Raw genomic sequence first — 17667 nt, forward strand, 5'->3', positions numbered from 1 at the left:
ATCAGTGCGCTCCTTCCATGACCTGGGCGTAGGTGGCGTCCCAGACGCCGGGCGCGTTGAAGTCCACCTGCTCGCGCTCGGCCTCTTCCATGGCCTTCTTCATGGCCAGATAACGGCGGGGAACCAGATGGGTGAACCGGGCCAGCGCGCTCGGCCAGTCCTCCAGCAGGGCGGCCGCAGCCTTTGACCCGGTCAGCCGGACATGCTCGGCTATCAGTTCCTTGAGCATGACCGCCTGGTCCTGGTCGGGCTCCAGGGCCAGCAGGGAGCCGTCATTCCAGGCTTCTGGATTGAGCCGGGAGGCATCCATATCCAGCAGGTAGACATCCCCTCCCGAGAAGCCGGCGCCGAAGTTGCGTCCGGTGGAACCCAGAACAACCACCAGGCCGCCGGTCATGTACTCACAACCGTGGTCGCCCAGGCCCTCGACCACGAAGCGGCCGCCCCCGTTACGGACGGCAAAGCGCTCCCCGGCCCGGCCGGCCACGAACATGTCGCCCGAGGTGGCGCCGAATCCAGCCACGTTGCCGCAGATGACGGTCCGGTGCGGATCGAAGCGGACGCCCTGGGAGGCGTGGAGGACCAGACGACCGCCGGACAGACCCTTGCCTGCATAGTCGTTGGCCTCGCCGGTCACCCGGATGGTCTCGCCCCTGGGGATGAATGCACCCAGGGACTGACCGGCAGAACCTGTCAACGTGATGTCCACGGTGTTCGCAGGCAGGCCGGCGGCGCCGTATTTACGGGTGATCCTGTAGCCCAGCATGGTGCCCACGCTCCGGTTGACGTTGCGCACGGTTGTCTTGATGGCCACCGGCCGGCCCTCGTCCAGGGCATCGACGGCCTGATTGATCAGGTCCACATCCAGGGACTTGTCCAGTTCGTGATCCTGGGCCTGGGTGTGGTGCAGCACCGTGCCCGGGGTGGGGCCCGGCTTGCGCAGGATGGCATCCAGGTCGATGCCCTGGCTCTTCCAGGTGCGCACGGAGGGGTCCCGGCGCAGGCACTCCACGTGGCCGACCGCCTCCTCCAGGCTGGCGAATCCCAGGGAGGCCAGAATCTCCCGCACCTGACGGGCCATGAACATGAAGAAGTTGACCAGGTCCTCGGGCCGACCGGTGAAGCGCGAGCGCAGCTCCGGGTCCTGGGTGGCTATGCCCTGGGGGCAGGTGTTCTTATGGCAGGCCCGCATCATGACGCAGCCCTCCACCTGCAGCGCCGTGGTGGCGAAGCCGAACTCCTCGGCCCCCAGCAGAGCGGCTACGACCACGTCGCGGCCGGTCTTGAGCTCCCCGTCGCACTGGACCACAATCCGCGAGCGCAGGTCGTTCATGACCAGGGTCTGCTGGGTCTCGGCCAGGCCCAGCTCCCAGGGGGTGCCCGCGTGCTTGATGGCGTTGAGCGGGGCCGCCCCCGTGCCGCCGTCCTGACCGGAGATGAGGACCACGTCGGCATGACACTTGGCCACTCCTGCGGCCACCGTTCCCACCCCGTGCTCGGAGACCAGCTTGACGTGGATGCGGGCCCGGGGGTTGGCCATCTTCAGGTCATGGATGAGCTGTTTCAAGTCCTCGATGGAATAGATGTCGTGGTGGGGCGGAGGAGAGATGAGCTCGACCCCGGGTGTGGAACGCCTGACCTGGGCTATCCAGGGCGGGACCTTGGCGCCGGGAAGGTGGCCGCCCTCCCCCGGCTTGGCCCCCTGGGCCAGCTTGATCTGCAGGTCGGTGGCCGAGACCAGGTAGTCGCTGGTCACCCCGAACCGGGCCGAGGCCACCTGCTTGATGCGGCTGGTCCGGGCCGGGTCTGCAATCCGGTCCGGGGACTCGCCGCCCTCGCCCGAGTTGGACCGGGCCCCGAGCCGATTCATGGCCAGCGCCATGGTCTCATGGGCCTCCTGGGAGATGGACCCGTAGCTCATGGCTCCAGTGGAGAAGCGGGTGACGATGGACTCGGCGGGCTCCACCTGGTCCAGGGGTATGGGCGCCCTGTCGGAGTGCAGCTCCATGAGGCCGCGCAGGGTCATACCGCGCTTGGCCGCCGCGTTCACATGGTCGGTGTAGGTCTTGAAGAGTCCGTAGTCCCCGCGCTTGGTGGACTGCTGGAGCAGGAAGATGGACTCCGGGTCGTTCAGGTGGTCCTCGCCAGTGCGCCGCCAGTGGTAGTTGCCGCCTGTCTCCAGATCATGCCCGGAGCCTGCGGTCCACTCAATGGGATAGGCCACCCTATGGCGCTGGGCCACCTCGGCGGCGATCTCGTCCAGGCCTATGCCGCCCACCAGGGAGGTGGTGCCGGTGAACCAGCGGTCGATGACCTCCTGGCTCAGGCCGACGGCCTCGAAGAGCTGTGAGCCGCGGTAGGACATGATGGTGCTCACGCCCATCTTGCTCATGATCTTCAGGACCCCGGTGCTCAGCGCCCGGACCAGGTTGGCGGAGGCCTTTTTGGCGTCCACATGCAGGTCGCCGCTGTTGGCCAGGTTCTCCACCGACTCCAGGGCCAGGTAGGGGTTGACGCAGGCGGCGCCGTAGGCGATCAGCAGGGCCACATGGTGGACCTCGCGCACGTCGCCGGCCTCCACTGCCAGGGAGACCTGGGTGCGGGTGTGTTGGCGGAGCAGGTGGTGCCGGACGGCCCCGGTCAGCAGCAGGGAGGGTATGGGTCCCCAGATGTGGTTGGAGTCCCGATCGGACAGGACGAGCACATTGCAACCCTCCTCGATGGCCTGATCCACCTCCCCTTCGATGGCCTCCAGACGCTCCTCAAGGGCCTTGCCGCCCCCAGCCACCTGGTAGAGGCCGCGGATCAGACGGGGGCGGAAGCGGCCTTCCAGGACCGGTGCCCGGTCCAGGCGCTTGATCTGGGCCATCTGCACGGAATCCACCACAGGCAGGTCGATGTGGATCTTCCAAGCGTGCTCGGGGGTGTCCTCCAGAAGGTTGGGCTCGGGCCCGATGGCCGAGGCGATGCTGGTCACCAGCTCCTCGCGCTCCCAGTCCAGGGGCGGATTGGTGACCTGGGCGAACTTCTGGGTGAAGTAGTCGAAGAGCATGCGGGACCGGCGCGAGAGCACGGCGATGGGCGCGTCATTGCCCATGGACCCGATGGGCTCGCCGCCGGTTTCGGCCATGGGCCCCAGCAGCATGGTCAGGTCCTCCCGGGTGTAGCCGAAGGCCTGCTGCCGACGGTGGACCGAGATGCGCGAGTAGTTGACATGCTCGCGCTCGGGCAGGTCGTCCAGACGGACGGTCCGCTCCGAAACCCACTTCCGGTAGGGGTGCAGACCGGCCAGTTGGTGCTTGATCTCGCTGTCGGGCACTATCCGGCCCTCTTTGGTGTCAGCCAGGAACATGCGTCCCGGCTCCAGCCTGCCCTTGGCGACGATGGATTCCTGGGGCGTATCCTCCAGGACGCCGGCCTCCGAAGCCAGGACCAGGTGGCCGTCATCGGTCAGCTGCCAGCGGCCCGGGCGCAGGCCGTTGCGGTCCAGCTGGGCGCCTACCAGGGTCCCGTCGGTGAAGACGATGGCCGCCGGGCCGTCCCAGGGCTCGATCAGGGTGTCGTTGTACTCGTAGAAGGCCTTCAGGTCGGGGTCCATGTCCGGATCCTGCTGCCAGGCCGGAGGCATCATCATGGAGACTGCGTGGGGCAGGGACCGTCCTGCCAGGTGGAGCAGCTCCAGGGTCTCGTCGAAGGTGCCCGAGTCCGAGGCTCCAGGGGTGTTGACCGGCAGGAGCGGAGCCATGTCGCCCAACAGTTCCGAGCTCAGCATTCCTTCTCGGGCCGACATCCAGTTGCGGTTGCCCTGGATGGTGTTGATCTCCCCGTTGTGGGCGATCATCCGGAAGGGCTGGGCCAGGGGCCAAGAGGGGAAGGTGTTGGTGGAGAAGCGGGAGTGGACGATGGCCAGGCGGGCCTTCATGGCCGGATCGCTCAGGTCGGGGAAGAAGCCCTGCAGCTGCTTGGTGGTCAGCATGCCCTTGTAGGTGATGGTCCGGCAGGACAGGGAGGCGAAGTAGACGCCCAGCTCGTGCTCGGCCCGCTTGCGGACCCGGTAGCCCAGCCGCTCCAGCTTCAGCCCTCCACGGCCTTGAGGCCCGGCGTCGCACATGATGGGCATCAGGAAGCGGGGCATGGAGGCCAAGGCCTGCAGACCCAGTCCGTCAGGATTGGTGGGCACCGCCCGCCAGGCCAGGACGCGCAGCCCTTCCTGGCCGGCAATGGAGGCTATGGCCTCCTCCTGGCTGGCAGCCTGTGCCGGATCCCTGTCCAGGAAGGCCATACCCGCCAGATAGTGGCCGGCTTCAGGAAGATCCCGGTGGACGCGGGTGCGCATGAACCCGTCGGGCATGGAGAGCATGATGCCGGCCCCATCGCCGGTGTTGGGCTCGGCTCCCACGGCCCCTCGGTGGTCCAGGTTGACCAGGACGCGGATGCCCTGTTCGACGATAAGTCTTTCGTCCCGTCGGTTGAGGGTGGCCACCATGCCGAAACCGCAGGCATCGTGTTCCGTATCAGGGTCATAGAGCCCTTGCGGGCCGTGAACGTGCAGATCGAGAGGGGCCGTGAATGACACCGCAATCACCTCATTCGTGGACGGGGGCGGGGCCGGCATGCTCCACCCTTGAGGAGCCTTGTCAATGGTGAATCAACAGAATAATGCATCCACAGGTGACATCCGTGTAACGTTCCGCAGTGTCTAACGAATTCCTACCGCATCCAGGACCTGATCGATGACCAGATCGTTGAGCAGACGGCCCCGGCGGGTCACCTGTATTCTGTCACGCAAGGGCAGCAGGAGACCCTGATCGACCAGATCCCTAAGGATCTTCGGGTCGGCCGGACGACCCGCCTGCCTGGTCAGCCGATCCAGTCCCAGACCTTCCGGCAGGCGCAGGGCCAGCATGACCGTCTCCTCCAGGTCCTGTCTGAAGCCCAGAAGCTCGGCATCCTGCCAGGGCACATGTCCGGCGTCCATGGCGGCGGCCCAGTCCCTGGGGTGGGCGATGTCCCAGGAGCGGATGGCCCGGGCACGCCTCTCCCCCAGGCCGGGCTCCGGCGACAGCCACCAGCGTGCCCCGGGATCGGCATCCTGCACCGCTGCTGTTCCTGTGGCCCTGAACCCGGGCGAGACGGACGGCATGGGCTCCTGTTCCCGAGCTGCATCCACCGGCGCCATGCCTGTGTCCTGGCCGTCCAGGCCCCGATAGTGGGAGTGGGCGCCGGGCCCGATGCCGGCCCAGTCCACGTTGTGCCAGTAGCCCAGGTTGTGGCGGCTCTCCTGGCCGGGACGGGCCCAGTTGGAGATCTCGTACCAGTTAAGGCCTGCCTGGGAGAGCATGTCGTCGGCCATCTCGTACTTGGCCGCCTCGTCATCGTCATCGGGGGCGGGCAGTTGGCCCCGGCGCACGGCACGGCCCATCTTAGTGGTCGGTTCCAGGGTCAGGGCATAGGCGGAGACATGGTCCACTCCCAGGTCCAGGGCCGCCTGCAGGCTGGTCCGCCAATCCTCGAGCCGCTCCCCCGGAGTCCCGTAGATCAGGTCCACACTGGCCCTGAGCCCCAGATCCTGAGCAGCGGCCACATCAGTGGTCACATTGGCAGGGGTGTGGGTACGGTCCAGGGTGGCCAGGACGCTGGGCACCGCTGACTGCATGCCGAAGGAGACGCGGTTGATGCCGCCCCGGAGCAGCTGCTCCAGATAGGTCCGATCCACGGTGTCGGGGTTGGCCTCGGTGGTGATCTCAGCCCCGGGGGATAGCCCCCAGAGGTCGGCCACGGCCTCGACCATGCGGACCAGATCCTGGGCAGGCAGGATGGTCGGCGTGCCTCCGCCGAAGAAGATGGTGGATACGGGCGGCTCTATCAGGCCGCGGGAGGTCTGCCAGTCGCGGACCATGCGCATCTCCTGGATGGCCAGGTCGGCGTAGTGCTCCCGGCTGGCGCCCCCGCCCAGGTCGCGGGCCGTGTAGGTGTTGAAGTCGCAGTAGCCACAGCGGCGCATGCAGAAGGGCACATGGATGTACACCTGGTAGGAGCCCACCCGTTCAGCCCTCCTTCTTGGCGGCGGCCCGGATCTTGTCCTTGGTGTCCCGGTCCTGGGCCTGGCCCGTGCTCAGGGCGGCGATGAAGGCCTCCTGGGGCACCTCGACATGTCCCAGCATCTTCATGCGCTTCTTGCCAGCCTTCTGCTTCTCCAACAGCTTGCGCTTGCGGGTGATATCGCCCCCGTAGCACTTGGCCAGCACGTCCTTGCGCAGGGCGCTGATGGTCTCCCGGGCGATGATCCGCGACCCTATGGCCGCCTGGATGGGGATCTCGAACTGCTGGCGGGGAATAAGCTTGCGCAGCTTCTTGGTCATCATCACCCCGTAGGCGTAGGCCTTGTCCTTGTGGACGATGGCCGAGAAGGCGTCGATCTTCTCCCCCTGGATGAGGATGTCCACCTTGACCAGGTCGGCGGACTGGGTGCCGTCGGACTGGTAGTCCAGGCTGGCGTAGCCCTTGGTCCGGCTCTTCAGCTGGTCGAAGAAGTCGAAGACGATCTCGGCCAGGGGCATCTTGTAGTGCATCTCGACGCGCTCGGGGCTCAGATACTCCATGGTCCCCATCCGCCCGCGATGGTCCTGGCAGAGCTCCATGACCGGTCCGATGAACTCCTTGGGGGTGATGATGTCGGCGCTGACCACCGGCTCCAGAATCCGGCGAACCTTGCCGTCGGGGAATTCGCTGGGGTTGGTCACCGTATGCTCGCTGCCGTCCTCCATGGTCACCTGGTAGGTGACGTTGGGGGCTGTGGCGATCAGGTCCATGCCGAACTCCCTGCTCAGGCGCTCGGTGACGATCTCCATGTGCAGCAGTCCCAGGAAGCCGCAGCGGAAACCGAAGCCCAGGGCCACTGAGGTCTCCGGTTCGTAGACCAGGGCCGCATCGTTGAGCTTGAGCTTGTCCAGGGCGTCGCGCAGCTCGGGGAACTGGGCGTTGTCGATGGGGAAGAGCCCGGAATAGACCATGGGCTGGGGGTCCTGATAGCCGGGCAGGGGCTCATTGGCCGGGTTGGCCTCGGTGGTGACCGTGTCGCCCACCTTGGACTGGCTGACGTCCTTGACGCCGGTGATTATATAGCCGACCTCCCCGGCACCCAGGGCCTTGGTGGGGGTCATGTCCGGGCTGATCACACCCAGCTCGATGGGGTCATGCACGGTCCCCCGGCCCATCATGCGGATCTTCTGGCGCTCCTTGAGCTCGCCGTCCACCATCCTGATATAGGTGACGATTCCCCGGTAGGAGTCGTAGACCGAGTCGAAGATCAGGGCCCGGGCCGGAGCCTTGGGGTCCCCCTTGGGGGCCGGCACCTGGTCCACGATGCGGTCCACCAGTTCGCGGATACCTTCGCCGGTCTTGCCTGATACCCGCAGCACCTCGTCCGTGGAGCAGCCGATCAGGTTGGCTATCTCCTCGGCATGCTTGTCAGGCTCGGCCGAGGGCAGGTCGATCTTGTTGAGGACGGGGATGATGGTCAGGTCATCCTCCAGGGCCATATAGAGGTTGGAGAGGGTCTGCGCCTCAATGCCCTGGGTGGCATCCACCAGCAGGACAGCGCCCTCGCAGGCCTCCAGGGCCCGGGAGACCTCGTAGGTGAAGTCCACGTGGCCGGGGGTGTCAATCATGCCCAGGGTGTATTCGACGCCGTCCTTGACCCAGGGCAGGCGGACGGCCTGGGACTTGATGGTGATGCCACGCTCCTGCTCGATGTCCATCCTGTCCAGGAACCGGTCGTGCATCTCGCGCTTGGGCACGATCCCGCTCAGCTGCAGGATCCGGTCGGCCACCGTGGATTTGCCGTGATCGATATGGGCGATGATGCAGAAGTTGCGGATCAGCGATTGGTCGGTGAATCCTGGTTGGTTCTTGGCTTCCTGCACCGGTCTGCTCTCCTCACGTACGTCTGGTCTAACGATTCTAGACGATGCCCTGGGCCGAAGCGCCCGCCCCTGGCGGATTCTTCTCCCGGTCGGGTGCTACTATGGTGGGTTGTCTGTACAGATACATTCATCGTTTGGAGCAACATTGGCAAACATCAAGTCGCAGAAGAAGCGGGTCATCACCAACGAAAAGGCGCACCTGCGCAACAAGGAGGTCAAGAGCGCAATCAAGACCTCCGTGCGTTCCGTGCGCAAGGCCGTGGATGCCGGTGACAAGGAGGCCGCTCAGGCTGCCTACCAGGTGGCCGCCCGCCGTCTGGACAAGGCCGCCGGCAAGGGTGTGATTCACCGCAACCAGGCCGCCAACCGCAAGTCCGGTCTGGCCAACGCCGTCAACGCCCTCTGAACCGGGTGCCCCATTGGGGCCGGTGACCCAAGCGCTTGGGTCACCGGCCCTTTTTCGTATCCGATTTCCTGTCCGGGTCCTCGCCGGTGTGCTTGATGGTGACGCTGATGTTCGACCTGCCGCGCATCAAGTGACGGATGGCCCTGGCCAGCTGGGCGTCGTTGAGCGGCAGCCGGGCCGAGCGACGGTCCATTGCCCCGGGCACCAGGATGTCGAATTTCACCGAGATGATGCGCAGAACGACCACCAGGGCCACAATGGCCAGGTCCAGGATCATGTCGACCCGGGCCGGATAGAGCCCATGCTGCTGGGCGCGCGTGGAGGCCAAGGTCAGCAGACAACCGATCAGGGAGGGCAGCGCGTACCAGTGCTGGTCCTGGATGACCGCCGGCACCTGGTTGAGGAGGATGTCGCGCAGCAGGCCGCCGACCAGGGCCGTGGCCATGCCCATGAAGATGGCCGTCATGCCACCGGTTCCACACATCAGGGCCTTGGCGGTCCCGTTGACGGCGAAGGATCCCAGGGCCATGGCATCGGTGACCAGCATGGACCAGGTCATTCGGCTGATTTCAGGATGGGCGACAGCCACCACCAGGCCGGATGCCAGGGTGACGATGACCGAGCCCTTGTCGGTGATGCCACTGGGCGGCACCTGTCCCAGCAGGACGTCACGAACCACCCCACCGCCCAGGGCGCTGATCCAGGAAACCAAGAGGATGGCGATGATGTCGTAGCCCTTGCGCACGGCAGCCAGACCGCCCGAAAGCCCGCAGCTCAAGATGCCCAGGTACTCGATGACCATGAAGATGAGGTTCCCCTCCAAGGCCGTCTTCATCCCGCGCTTCTCCTCCCGGAATCGTCCCGCACTCAAATCTGTCTATAGATTAGCCAACCCCAAGGCTGAACAGGCCGGGGATGTGTCCAAGGCCACAAAGATGAGGGAAGGCGGCCCAGGGCAAAAAGTCGCCCTGAAGCCGCCTTCCTTTCAAGACCTGTCAGGCAGGAATGGGGTCAGTGCTCAGCAGACCTTCCACATCCAATCGTGCGGATCCTCGATCTCGCCCAGCTGGATGCCCAGGAGCTCGTTGCGCAGGTCCATGGTGACCTTGCCTGAACCACCGTCGGCCACCTGGACGTCGAAGTTCTCGGACTTGAAGCGCCCGATCGGGGTGATGATGGCGGCGGTCCCGCAGGCGAACACCTCGGTGACCTCGCCCGAACGGATGTCGTCCAGCAGGGTGTCCAGACGGATCATGGTCTCCACCACGTCACGACCGTGGTCCTGGGCCAGGGCGATCAGGGAGTTTCGGGTGACGCCGGGCAGAATGGTTCCGGTCAGGCTGGGGGTCTCCAGGTGTCCGTCCTTGTGGACGGTGAACATGTTCATGCCGCCCAGCTCCTCCAGGTAGGTCTTGGTAGCCGCATCAACGAAGCAGACCTGCTCGCAACCATGCTCGGCACCGCGGTTCTCGCCCAGCAGGGAGGCCGCGTAGTTGCCGCCGCACTTGGCGAAGCCGGTGCCACCGGGGCCGGTGCGGAACCACTTGTCCTCCACCCAGATGCTGACCGGCTTGACACCGCCGGCGAAGTAGGGTCCCGAGGGCGAGGCGATGACGCAATAATCCACCGCATGCGGGGCGCGCACGCCCAGGAAGGGTTCGGAGGCGAACATGTAGGGGCGCATATAAAGCGTGTATTCACGCCTCCTGGGCACCCAGGCCGCGTCACGGCGAACCAGGGCCGCGACCGAACCCAGGAAGTCATCGGGCTCCAGCGGGGGCAGGGCCAGACGCTTGGCTGAGTTGTAGAAGCGCTGGGCGTTGGCATCGGGCCGGAAGAGCCAGATGGAACCATCGTCGTGGTAGTAGGCCTTGAGTCCCTCGAAGGCCTCCTGGGCGTAGTGAAGCACCGAGGCCCCCGGATCCAGGCTGATCGGTCCGTAGGGCTCAACCCTGCGATCCTTCCAGCCGTCATCCGAAGTCCATCCCATGTGGGTCATGTTGTCGGAGAAGAGCTGACCGAAGGCGGGCTTGTCAATCAGCCGGGCACGTTCCTCGTCAGAGGCGGGATGATCGTTGGGAATGACCTTGAAAGCGTCCGCCAACTCATTGAGTGCCTTCGGGTCGTGATGTGATTGCTCTGCCATTGTCTACCACTTCTTCTTGCTACTGTATTTGGTTGCTCGGGTGCAATGCTTATGGCGATGCCCGGTACCCGAACTATCGCATAGGCAGGCCCCGACCTGTTCATCTCATTTCGCATAGTGACCTTCTCATGCAAAAAGGCCGCAGGATCGTGATGATCCCACGGCCTTGCAGAGCGGATCTCCGCGTTCACTCGCTCTGGGCGTCGTCCTCCGGAGCAGCTTCCGCATCGGCCTGTTCGGTCTCCTCGGTGGGGGTCTCCAGGCTCTCCTCCTTGGGGATCTCGACGGAGACGATGGATTCCTCCATATCGTCGATGACCAGCTCGGAGCCCTCGGGCAGCTTGACATCCTTGGCCAGGATCTTGTCGCCCTCGGACAGGCCCTCCACGCTGATGTCGATGCGATCGGGCAGGTTGGACACGTCAGCCCGGACCTGCAGGTTCTGGGTGTCGATCAGGGCCACGGCAGCGCCCTTGGTCTCGCCGCTGACGAAGACAGGCACCTCCACGGTGACCTTCTCGCCGGCGCGGACCTCATAGAAGTCGATGTGCTCCACCTGGCGCTTGACCGGGTTGCGCTGCACGTCCTTGACCACGGCGGTCTTGGTCTTCCCGCCGAAGCTGATGGAGAAGAGGGCGTTGGCGCGGCGCAGGGCCAGAGTGGTCTCGCGCATGGGCAGCTTGATGTAGTCGGGCTGGGCGCCGCCGGCGTAGATGGTGGCGGGAATCTGCTGGGCCACGCGCATGCGGCGTGCCGCCCCCTTGCCGAATTGGTCGCGGACTTCGCCCTCGAGCTTAATTGTGTTAGCCATGTTGGCTTCCTTCCTTGAGTGGTTCCTCAAGACCGACCTGGGCCGGTCCTGGCGCATCGCCGCGTCGGATTCCGGACCGCCCAAAAGGAAAGGCCGCCGATGATCCAGCCGAGTCGATAACGGAGGCCGTGCGGTCTCCCTCGCCAAAGCAACGTGTCTACTTTAGCACCCAGGCCGCCCTTCTCCAAGTGGGCGGCTATTCTGGACATATCCCGCGATTATTGAAGGAGACAACGTGTCGTTACTAGCATCGGTCAAATCTTTTGTGGCACACCAGGTGGGTCATGTGGAGGGACCGACTGGCGAGGAGAATGCGGATCCGTCACAGGCTGCTCCCAGGGCCGCCGAGGAGTCCCTGGCCCTGCCCAACACGCACTTCTGGTCGGCCGACTATGCCACCACCACGCGCATGGATCCAGCCTCCGGCCTGCTTTCGGCCACCACCGCCGGCATGGGACCGGTGCCAGACGACATGACCGTCTATGACATCTACGCCGACCGGGCCCGCCGCACACCCGACCAGCCGGTGCTGCACTTTGTGGAGAACGGCAGCTGGACCTACCGGACCGGCCGGGAGATCCTGCACGACATCAGGACCACCGCCAAGGGCTTCCTGCACTACGGGCTGAAGAAGGGCGATGCAGTGGCCTTCATGTGCAGGACCAGTTACGAGTGGGACATCGTGGACGCCGCCGTCCTGTCCATCGGCGGGGTCATCGCCACCATCTACGACACCGATTCGGCCGAGCAGATCCGATTCATCGTCAACAACTCCGATGCCAGGCTGCTGGTGGTGCAGACCGCCGAGATGCGGGCCAAGGCCGAGGGGGCCGACAAGGAGTGCCCCACCCTGGAGCGGATCGCCTGCCTGGAGTCCGGGGCCCTGCAGGAATTGCAGGCCTACGGCGAGTCTGTCAGCGACGCCGAGCTTGACGAGCGGATCAACTCCATCCACAAGACCGACCTCTGCTCCATCGTCTACACCTCCGGTTCCACAGCAGCGCCCAAGGGCGTGGAGATGACCCATGAGCATTATTGCCAGCTGGCCAGGAACCTGAACGCCTTTATCCCCAATCTGACCCACGACCCGGATGGATCCATCCTGCTCTTCCTGCCCCAGGCACACACCTTCGCCCGGGCCATCAGCTATGGGGTCGTCTACGGGACCATGCACGTGTACATCTCCACCGGACTGGCCACCCTGCTGTCCGACCTGCAGGAGTCCAAGCCCACGGTCATCATCGGCGTGCCCAGGGTCTTTGAGAAGGTCTACAACGCCGCCTCCCAGAAGGCCGGGCACGGCATCAAGGGCAGAATCTTCAACAGAGCGGCCCGAGCTGCACGCACCTATATGGAAGACATATCCCGCCAGGGCTGGCCGACCAAGCGCAGCGCCCTGCGGCGTGCCCTCTACGACCCTCTGGTCTATTCTTCCCTACGCCAGGTCCTGGGCGGACGGGCCAAGTGGATCGTCTCCGGCGGCGCTCCCCTGGACCCGGAGCTGCTGGGCTTCTTCCGCGGCGCCAATGTGCCGGTCTACGAGGGCTACGGCCTGACCGAGACCACCGCACCCTGCGCCTTCAACCCCCTGGGCACCCCCTACCACAGGGGCTCGGTGGGCATCCCCTTCCCGGGATTCACCATCCGCATCGCCTCGGACGGTGAGGTGCAGATCAAGGGCGTCTGCGTTTTCCACCGCTACCACAAGAACGAGGAGGCCACCCGTGATTCCTTCACCGAGGACGGCTGGTACGCCACAGGTGACCTGGGGCGGCTCTCCCGTGACGGGTTCCTCTTCCTGACCGGGCGCAAGAAGGACCTGATCATCACGGCCGGCGGCAAGAACGTCTCCCCCAGGCCCATAGAGGAGGTCATCGAGCGTTCCGAGATCGTCTCCCAGGCCCTGGTTCTGGGAGACAAGCGGCCCTTCATCTCGGCCCTGGTCACCTTGAACGAAACAGCCCTACGACCCTGGCTGGCCTCCAAGGGACTGGATCGGAACATGTCCCTGCAGGAGGCTGCGCAGAACGCCGTGGTCCGGGCCGAGGTCCAGGAGTATGTGGACCGGGCCAATGAGGGCGTCTCCCGGGCCGAATCGGTACGCAAGTTCATCATCCTGCCCGAGGAGTTCACCCAGGACAACGGGCTGATGACACCATCCATGAAGGTGATCCGGCCCAAGGTCATCGAGCGCTACGCCGACCTGCTGAACACCCGGATGTACACAGCAAAGCGCACCCCGGCACCCCGCCGCTGAGCACGATCAGAACCCCAGGCGCTCCAGCTGCTTGGGGTCGGTCTGCCAGTTGTGGGCCACCTTGACGTGCAGATCCAACCGGACCTTGCGTCCCATGGTCCGGTTGATTGCGGTACGCAGTTTCTTCTTCACCCGCACCAGGTGCTCGGCCCCCCGCCCGATGACGATGGGCTTCTGGGAGTCGCGCTCTACATAAATGCCTATATGTACAGTGTCGCGCCCGCCATCCGGATCCGGCTCGATGGACTCCACGCGGACGGCCAGGGAGTGGGGCAGCTCGTCGTCGAGCTCCTCCAGGTAGGCTCCACGGACCAGCTCGGCGATCATGTCCTCGGGACGCTCCTCGGTCAGCTGGTCGTCAGGGTAGAGTTGAGGGCCCTCGGGCATGGCATCCATCAGCACCTGGGCCACCTCGTCCACGTTGTCGGCCTCCAGGGCGCTGACCGGAACGATCTGGGAGAAGTCGGCGAAGGCGCCGATCTCCAGGAGCTTGTCCACCAGTTGACCTTTGCTCAGCTGGTCAATCTTGGTCACTACAGCAATCAGGGGCTTTCGCCAGATCCACTTGCCGTCCTTGTCCTTGCGGGCGAAGTCGGACCGCAACCGGCTCAGAATGCGACGGTCGCCAGGGCCTATGGCCTGGTCGGCCGGCAACAAAAAGGCAATGGCATCCACATCCGACAGGGAGGCCTCCACCACGTCGTTGAGCCGCTGGCCCAACAGGGTGCGCGGACGGTGGATGCCCGGGGTGTCGACCAGGACCACCTGGGCCTCGGGACGGGTCATGATACCCCGGATGGCCTTGCGGGTGGTCTCCGGCCTTGAGGAAGCTATGGCGATGGGTCTGCCCACTAGGGCGTTCATGAGCGTGGACTTGCCCACATTGGGTCGGCCCACCACCGCCACGAAGCCCGATCGGTGGACCGGCGCCTTGGCATCGCTGTGTTCTTCCTTGGTCATGAATTCTCCTGACTGTCCTGCTCGGGTTGATCCCCGTTGGTCTGTTGGTCTTCTTGCTCCACGCCGTCCTCAAGGGCGATGCTGGATCCGTTGGCTGGCTCGACCACGATGGTGGCGATCTTCTTTCGACGGCCGACCGCTTCGCCCGCAGTCAGCCTGATTCCCCGGGTCACCGCCGATGAACCGGAAACGGGCACGGAACCCAGCAGCTTGGTCAACAGGCCATAGACCGTATCCACGTCGTCCTCGTCGATGGTGATCTCATAGAGCTCCTCCAGGTCGGCGATGGGCGTGCGGACCGGCAGCTGCCAGGTGTGTGGTCCGATCTGCTTGGGCTCATCGTGCTGGACCCGGTCGTGCTCGTCCTCCAGCTCGCCCACGATCTGCTCGATGGCATCCTCGATGGTGACCAGGCCGGCGATGCCCCCGTACTCGTCCACGACCACGGCCAGGTGGTGGCGGGAGCGCTGCATGTAGTGGAAGAGGTCGTCCACCGGCTTGGACTCAGGCACCAGTACGGGACTACGGATGATGGAGGCGACCGATCTGTCGCCCTTGCGGTTGAAGGCCAGGGCGCGGACCACATCCTTCAAGTAGACGATGCCGACAAGGTCATCCACGTCGTCCCCAATGGCGGGAATGCGGGAGAATCCCGACCGGGAGAAAAGCTTCAGAGCCGAATCCAGACTGGCGTCCTTTGAGATGCAGATCATGTCGGTGCGAGGGACCATAATCTCGCGGGTCAGCGTGGTCGACAGGGTCAGCACGTTCTTCAGCATCTCGGAGATCTCCGGATCGAAGGCGCCGGCCTCCACCAGCTGGTCGACCATGGCACGACCCTGCTCGATCTGGATCTTCTCCAGCTCCTCGTCGTCGGAAAGGTCACCACGATGGTTTTTGCGGGAACGGGCTTCAGCCTGCCGCCGACGCTTGAAAGGCGTCATGAAAACGGCCAGCCCGACCAGACGCACATGCTTGAGCAGTGCTTCCATGGGCTGGCGGGACCGGCCACGAGGACCCAGGGTGACGGAGAGGGCGGCCACCAGGATGGCCATGACCACTCCGCACAGTAGCTGCTCCCAGAGGGGCAAACCGCCAAGAGCAGCCATGCAGGCCACCAGGACGCCGACCATGATGTCGCAGATGATGCGGAAAAAGGCACAGGCGCTTCCCGTCACCTGCCGCTGCGAGATCAGGCTCTGGGCCCGATGAATGCGGTCAATCCGCTTCATCCTGGAGAACTGGCTGAGTTCCTGGTCGGTCTGCAGTCCCAAAATCAAATTGTTGAGACTGGATCGGGTCACCCGATTGAGCGCCCCCTGGGCCTCTGCCAACGCCAGGGAGAGCACGACCAGGGCGATGACGGCCAAAGCCATGACCACCAGGGCGGCGATGGTCCGCTCACTCATGGGACTCGCCTCTCCGGTGGGCATCACGACCGTACCGCTCGTAGATTGCCAGAGCATTGGTGGCCCCGGCCGGCAGCGCGGCATCCGCAATGGGCCCCTGGCGCAGGGCCAGGAAGGTCAGCAGGAGTTGACGCTGCAGACCGAACATCTGCGCCTCCTGCTCCCTGCTTGCGTGGTCGTATCCCAGCAGATGCAGGGTGCCATGGATGGCCAGCAACAGCATCTCCTCCATGGTGGAATGGCCGGCTGCCAGGGCCTGCTGGGCCGCCACCCAGGGGCAGATGACAATGTCGCCCAGGATGCCCTCCTGCCGATGGTTCTCATCGCCGGGGCGCAACTCATCCATAGGGAAGCTCATGACATCGGTCGGACCGGCCAGGTTCATCCAGCGCTCGTGCAGCACCGCCATGGGCTCGGGATCGTTGAAGATGATGGTCATGTCGGACTGGGTGCTCACCCGCATCTGGTCCAGCACCCATACCCCCAGGTCGGAGAAGGTCTTGGCGTCGATCAGCCACTGGGTCTCGTTGGTCACCTCTACGCTCATGCCTGCTCCCATCCCCGGCTGCGGGCCTGATCGGCGCGGTCGTAGGCCCGGACAATCTGCCCGACCAACCGATTGCGCACCACGTCAGCCGCCTGCAGGTGCACGAAGGCGATATCGTCGATGCCGTGCAGAACCTGTTCGATGGTGGCCAGACCGGATGCGGGTCCGCCCAGATCCACCTGGGTGACGTCGCCGGTGATGACCATTTTGGTGTTGAAACCCAGACGGGTCAGGAACATCTTCATCTGCCTGCGGGTGGTGTTCTGCGCCTCATCCAGGATGACGAAGGCATCGTTCAGGGTTCGCCCGCGCATGTAGGCCAGTGGGGCCACCTCAATGGTTTCGTCGGCCAGAAGGCGGTGGAGCCGCGTGGTGCCCAGCATGTCAGCCAGGGCATCGTAGAGGGGCCTCAGGTAGGGGTCGACCTTCTCATTGAGGGTGCCGGGCAGGAAGCCCAGGCTCTCCCCCGCCTCAACGGCAGGCCTGGTCAGAATGATGCGCCCGATGCGCCCGGCCCGGAATTCCTGAACGGCCTTGGCCACCGCCAGATAGGTCTTGCCGGTGCCGGCCGGACCGATGCCGAAGGTGATGGTATGCGTTTCAATGGCGGCCACGTAGGCGGACTGGCCGGCGGTCTTGGGCCTGATCGGACCCTTGGACGCCTGGGTCAGGGGACGGCGACGAACTACAGCAGGGGCTGCCTGACCCGACTGGTCGGCGTCTTCCAGGGCGTTGGCCCTCGCCTGTTCTGCAATGGCTGTCCCCCGATAATTGCGGTCTACGGAAGTACTGTCTGTCGTATTGGGATCCTCGGATTTTCGACCTACGGAGGTTTGGTCTGCCTTATCGCTGTCTGTAATTTTCTGCTCATCCGGATGGGAGTAATCGTCTGCCTCGGCGGTCCCCATGCGGCGATGGTCCAGTATCCGCCCCACCTGATCGGCATCCAGGGGAACCTGATCCGCGGTCTGCATGAGTTCATTCAGTAGATCCCGGATCTGGGCCGCTTGAACGTCGCCCTGCCGGTCCTGGGCCCGCAGCATGATCCGGTTGCCGCGAACCAGGATTGACACAGCCGGGAAGGCGCGGTCAATCCTGTCGATGACTGCATCCTCCGGCCCCAGCACCTGAACCGGGTCGATCCCCTCCGGAATCTCCAGGGTTCGCGTAGTTACCGCCACGGATTACCTTCCTGCACGAAGACGA

The 17667-nt window shown here is 64.8% G+C and carries 12 protein-coding genes; 2 read left to right on the forward strand and 10 right to left on the reverse strand.

Going from position 1 to position 17667, the window contains the following annotated elements:
* Position 1: 1 nt before the first annotated feature.
* The 3 genes from gltB to lepA form a co-directional block, all read right to left on the reverse strand.
* Complete coding sequence (gene gltB, locus JF70_RS04280) at positions 2 to 4576, reverse strand: glutamate synthase large subunit (RefSeq protein WP_045935413.1); 4575 nt, start codon at positions 4574 to 4576, stop codon at positions 2 to 4.
* 123 nt (positions 4577 to 4699) lie between these two features.
* Complete coding sequence (hemW, locus tag JF70_RS04285) at positions 4700 to 6043, reverse strand: radical SAM family heme chaperone HemW (protein WP_082069391.1); 1344 nt, start codon at positions 6041 to 6043, stop codon at positions 4700 to 4702.
* 4 nt (positions 6044 to 6047) lie between these two features.
* Positions 6048 to 7925, reverse strand: a complete 1878-nt coding sequence (gene lepA / locus JF70_RS04290) for a translation elongation factor 4 (protein ID WP_045935414.1) — start codon at positions 7923 to 7925, stop codon at positions 6048 to 6050.
* 145 nt (positions 7926 to 8070) lie between these two features.
* Here lepA and rpsT point away from each other — a divergent pair, with 145 nt between their 5' ends.
* On the forward strand, positions 8071 to 8331 hold the full coding sequence (rpsT, locus tag JF70_RS04295; RefSeq protein ID WP_015021872.1) for a 30S ribosomal protein S20: 261 nt from the start codon (positions 8071 to 8073) through the stop codon (positions 8329 to 8331).
* Between the two features lie 40 nt (positions 8332 to 8371).
* Here the strand turns inward: rpsT and JF70_RS04300 are convergent, their stop codons facing one another.
* From JF70_RS04300 to JF70_RS04310, 3 genes are all read right to left on the reverse strand, one after another.
* Positions 8372 to 9166 (reverse strand): trimeric intracellular cation channel family protein, encoded by a 795-nt coding sequence (locus tag JF70_RS04300; protein WP_045935415.1) that lies wholly within the window; start codon positions 9164 to 9166, stop codon positions 8372 to 8374.
* Positions 9167 to 9349: 183 nt separating this feature from the next.
* Entirely contained in the window at positions 9350 to 10477 is a 1128-nt protein-coding gene (locus JF70_RS04305) for a branched-chain amino acid aminotransferase (RefSeq protein WP_045935416.1), read from the reverse strand.
* A 187-nt stretch (positions 10478 to 10664) separates the two neighbouring features.
* A complete protein-coding gene (locus tag JF70_RS04310; RefSeq protein ID WP_045935417.1) occupies positions 10665 to 11288 on the reverse strand; it encodes a 50S ribosomal protein L25/general stress protein Ctc in 624 nt (207 codons plus the stop codon).
* A gap of 286 nt (positions 11289 to 11574) precedes the next feature.
* Between JF70_RS04310 and JF70_RS04315 the strand changes: the two genes are divergently transcribed.
* The gene (locus JF70_RS04315) at positions 11575 to 13545 is read left to right on the forward strand and encodes an AMP-dependent synthetase/ligase (RefSeq protein WP_231578926.1); all 1971 of its coding nucleotides are present in this window, start codon (positions 11575 to 11577) and stop codon (positions 13543 to 13545) included.
* A gap of 6 nt (positions 13546 to 13551) precedes the next feature.
* On the opposite strand, the gene era is transcribed toward JF70_RS04315, so the two are convergent.
* The 4 genes from era to JF70_RS04335 are packed head-to-tail and all read right to left on the reverse strand — an operon-like array spanning position 13552 to position 17642.
* On the reverse strand, positions 13552 to 14505 hold the full coding sequence (gene era, locus JF70_RS04320; RefSeq protein WP_045935419.1) for a GTPase Era: 954 nt from the start codon (positions 14503 to 14505) through the stop codon (positions 13552 to 13554).
* Positions 14502 to 15914 (reverse strand): hemolysin family protein, encoded by a 1413-nt coding sequence (locus tag JF70_RS04325; protein WP_045935420.1) that lies wholly within the window; start codon positions 15912 to 15914, stop codon positions 14502 to 14504. The genes era and JF70_RS04325 overlap by 4 nt, the downstream gene beginning before the upstream one ends.
* Positions 15907 to 16461 (reverse strand): rRNA maturation RNase YbeY, encoded by a 555-nt coding sequence (ybeY, locus tag JF70_RS04330; protein WP_045924471.1) that lies wholly within the window; start codon positions 16459 to 16461, stop codon positions 15907 to 15909. The genes JF70_RS04325 and ybeY overlap by 8 nt, the downstream gene beginning before the upstream one ends.
* A complete protein-coding gene (locus JF70_RS04335; RefSeq protein ID WP_045935421.1) occupies positions 16458 to 17642 on the reverse strand; it encodes a PhoH family protein in 1185 nt (394 codons plus the stop codon). Before JF70_RS04335 ends, ybeY begins: the two co-directional genes overlap by 4 nt.
* Positions 17643 to 17667 lie beyond the last annotated feature (25 nt).

The organism is Bifidobacterium mellis (assembly GCF_000967265.1).
In the GTDB taxonomy this organism is placed as follows: domain Bacteria; phylum Actinomycetota; class Actinomycetes; order Actinomycetales; family Bifidobacteriaceae; genus Bombiscardovia; species Bombiscardovia mellis.

Bases quoted from the DNA above. Each gene is read 5' to 3' on its own strand.
- JF70_RS04300 (WP_045935415.1), bottom strand. From the start codon at position 9,166: ATGAAGACGGCCTTGGAGGGGAACCTCATCTTCATGGTCATCGAGTAC.
- JF70_RS04305 (WP_045935416.1), bottom strand. From the start codon at position 10,477: ATGGCAGAGCAATCACATCACGACCCGAAGGCACTCAATGAGTTGGCG.
- JF70_RS04310 (WP_045935417.1), bottom strand. From the start codon at position 11,288: ATGGCTAACACAATTAAGCTCGAGGGCGAAGTCCGCGACCAATTCGGC.
- era (WP_045935419.1), bottom strand. From the start codon at position 14,505: ATGACCAAGGAAGAACACAGCGATGCCAAGGCGCCGGTCCACCGATCG.
- JF70_RS04325 (WP_045935420.1), bottom strand. From the start codon at position 15,914: ATGAGTGAGCGGACCATCGCCGCCCTGGTGGTCATGGCTTTGGCCGTC.
- ybeY (WP_045924471.1), bottom strand. From the start codon at position 16,461: ATGAGCGTAGAGGTGACCAACGAGACCCAGTGGCTGATCGACGCCAAG.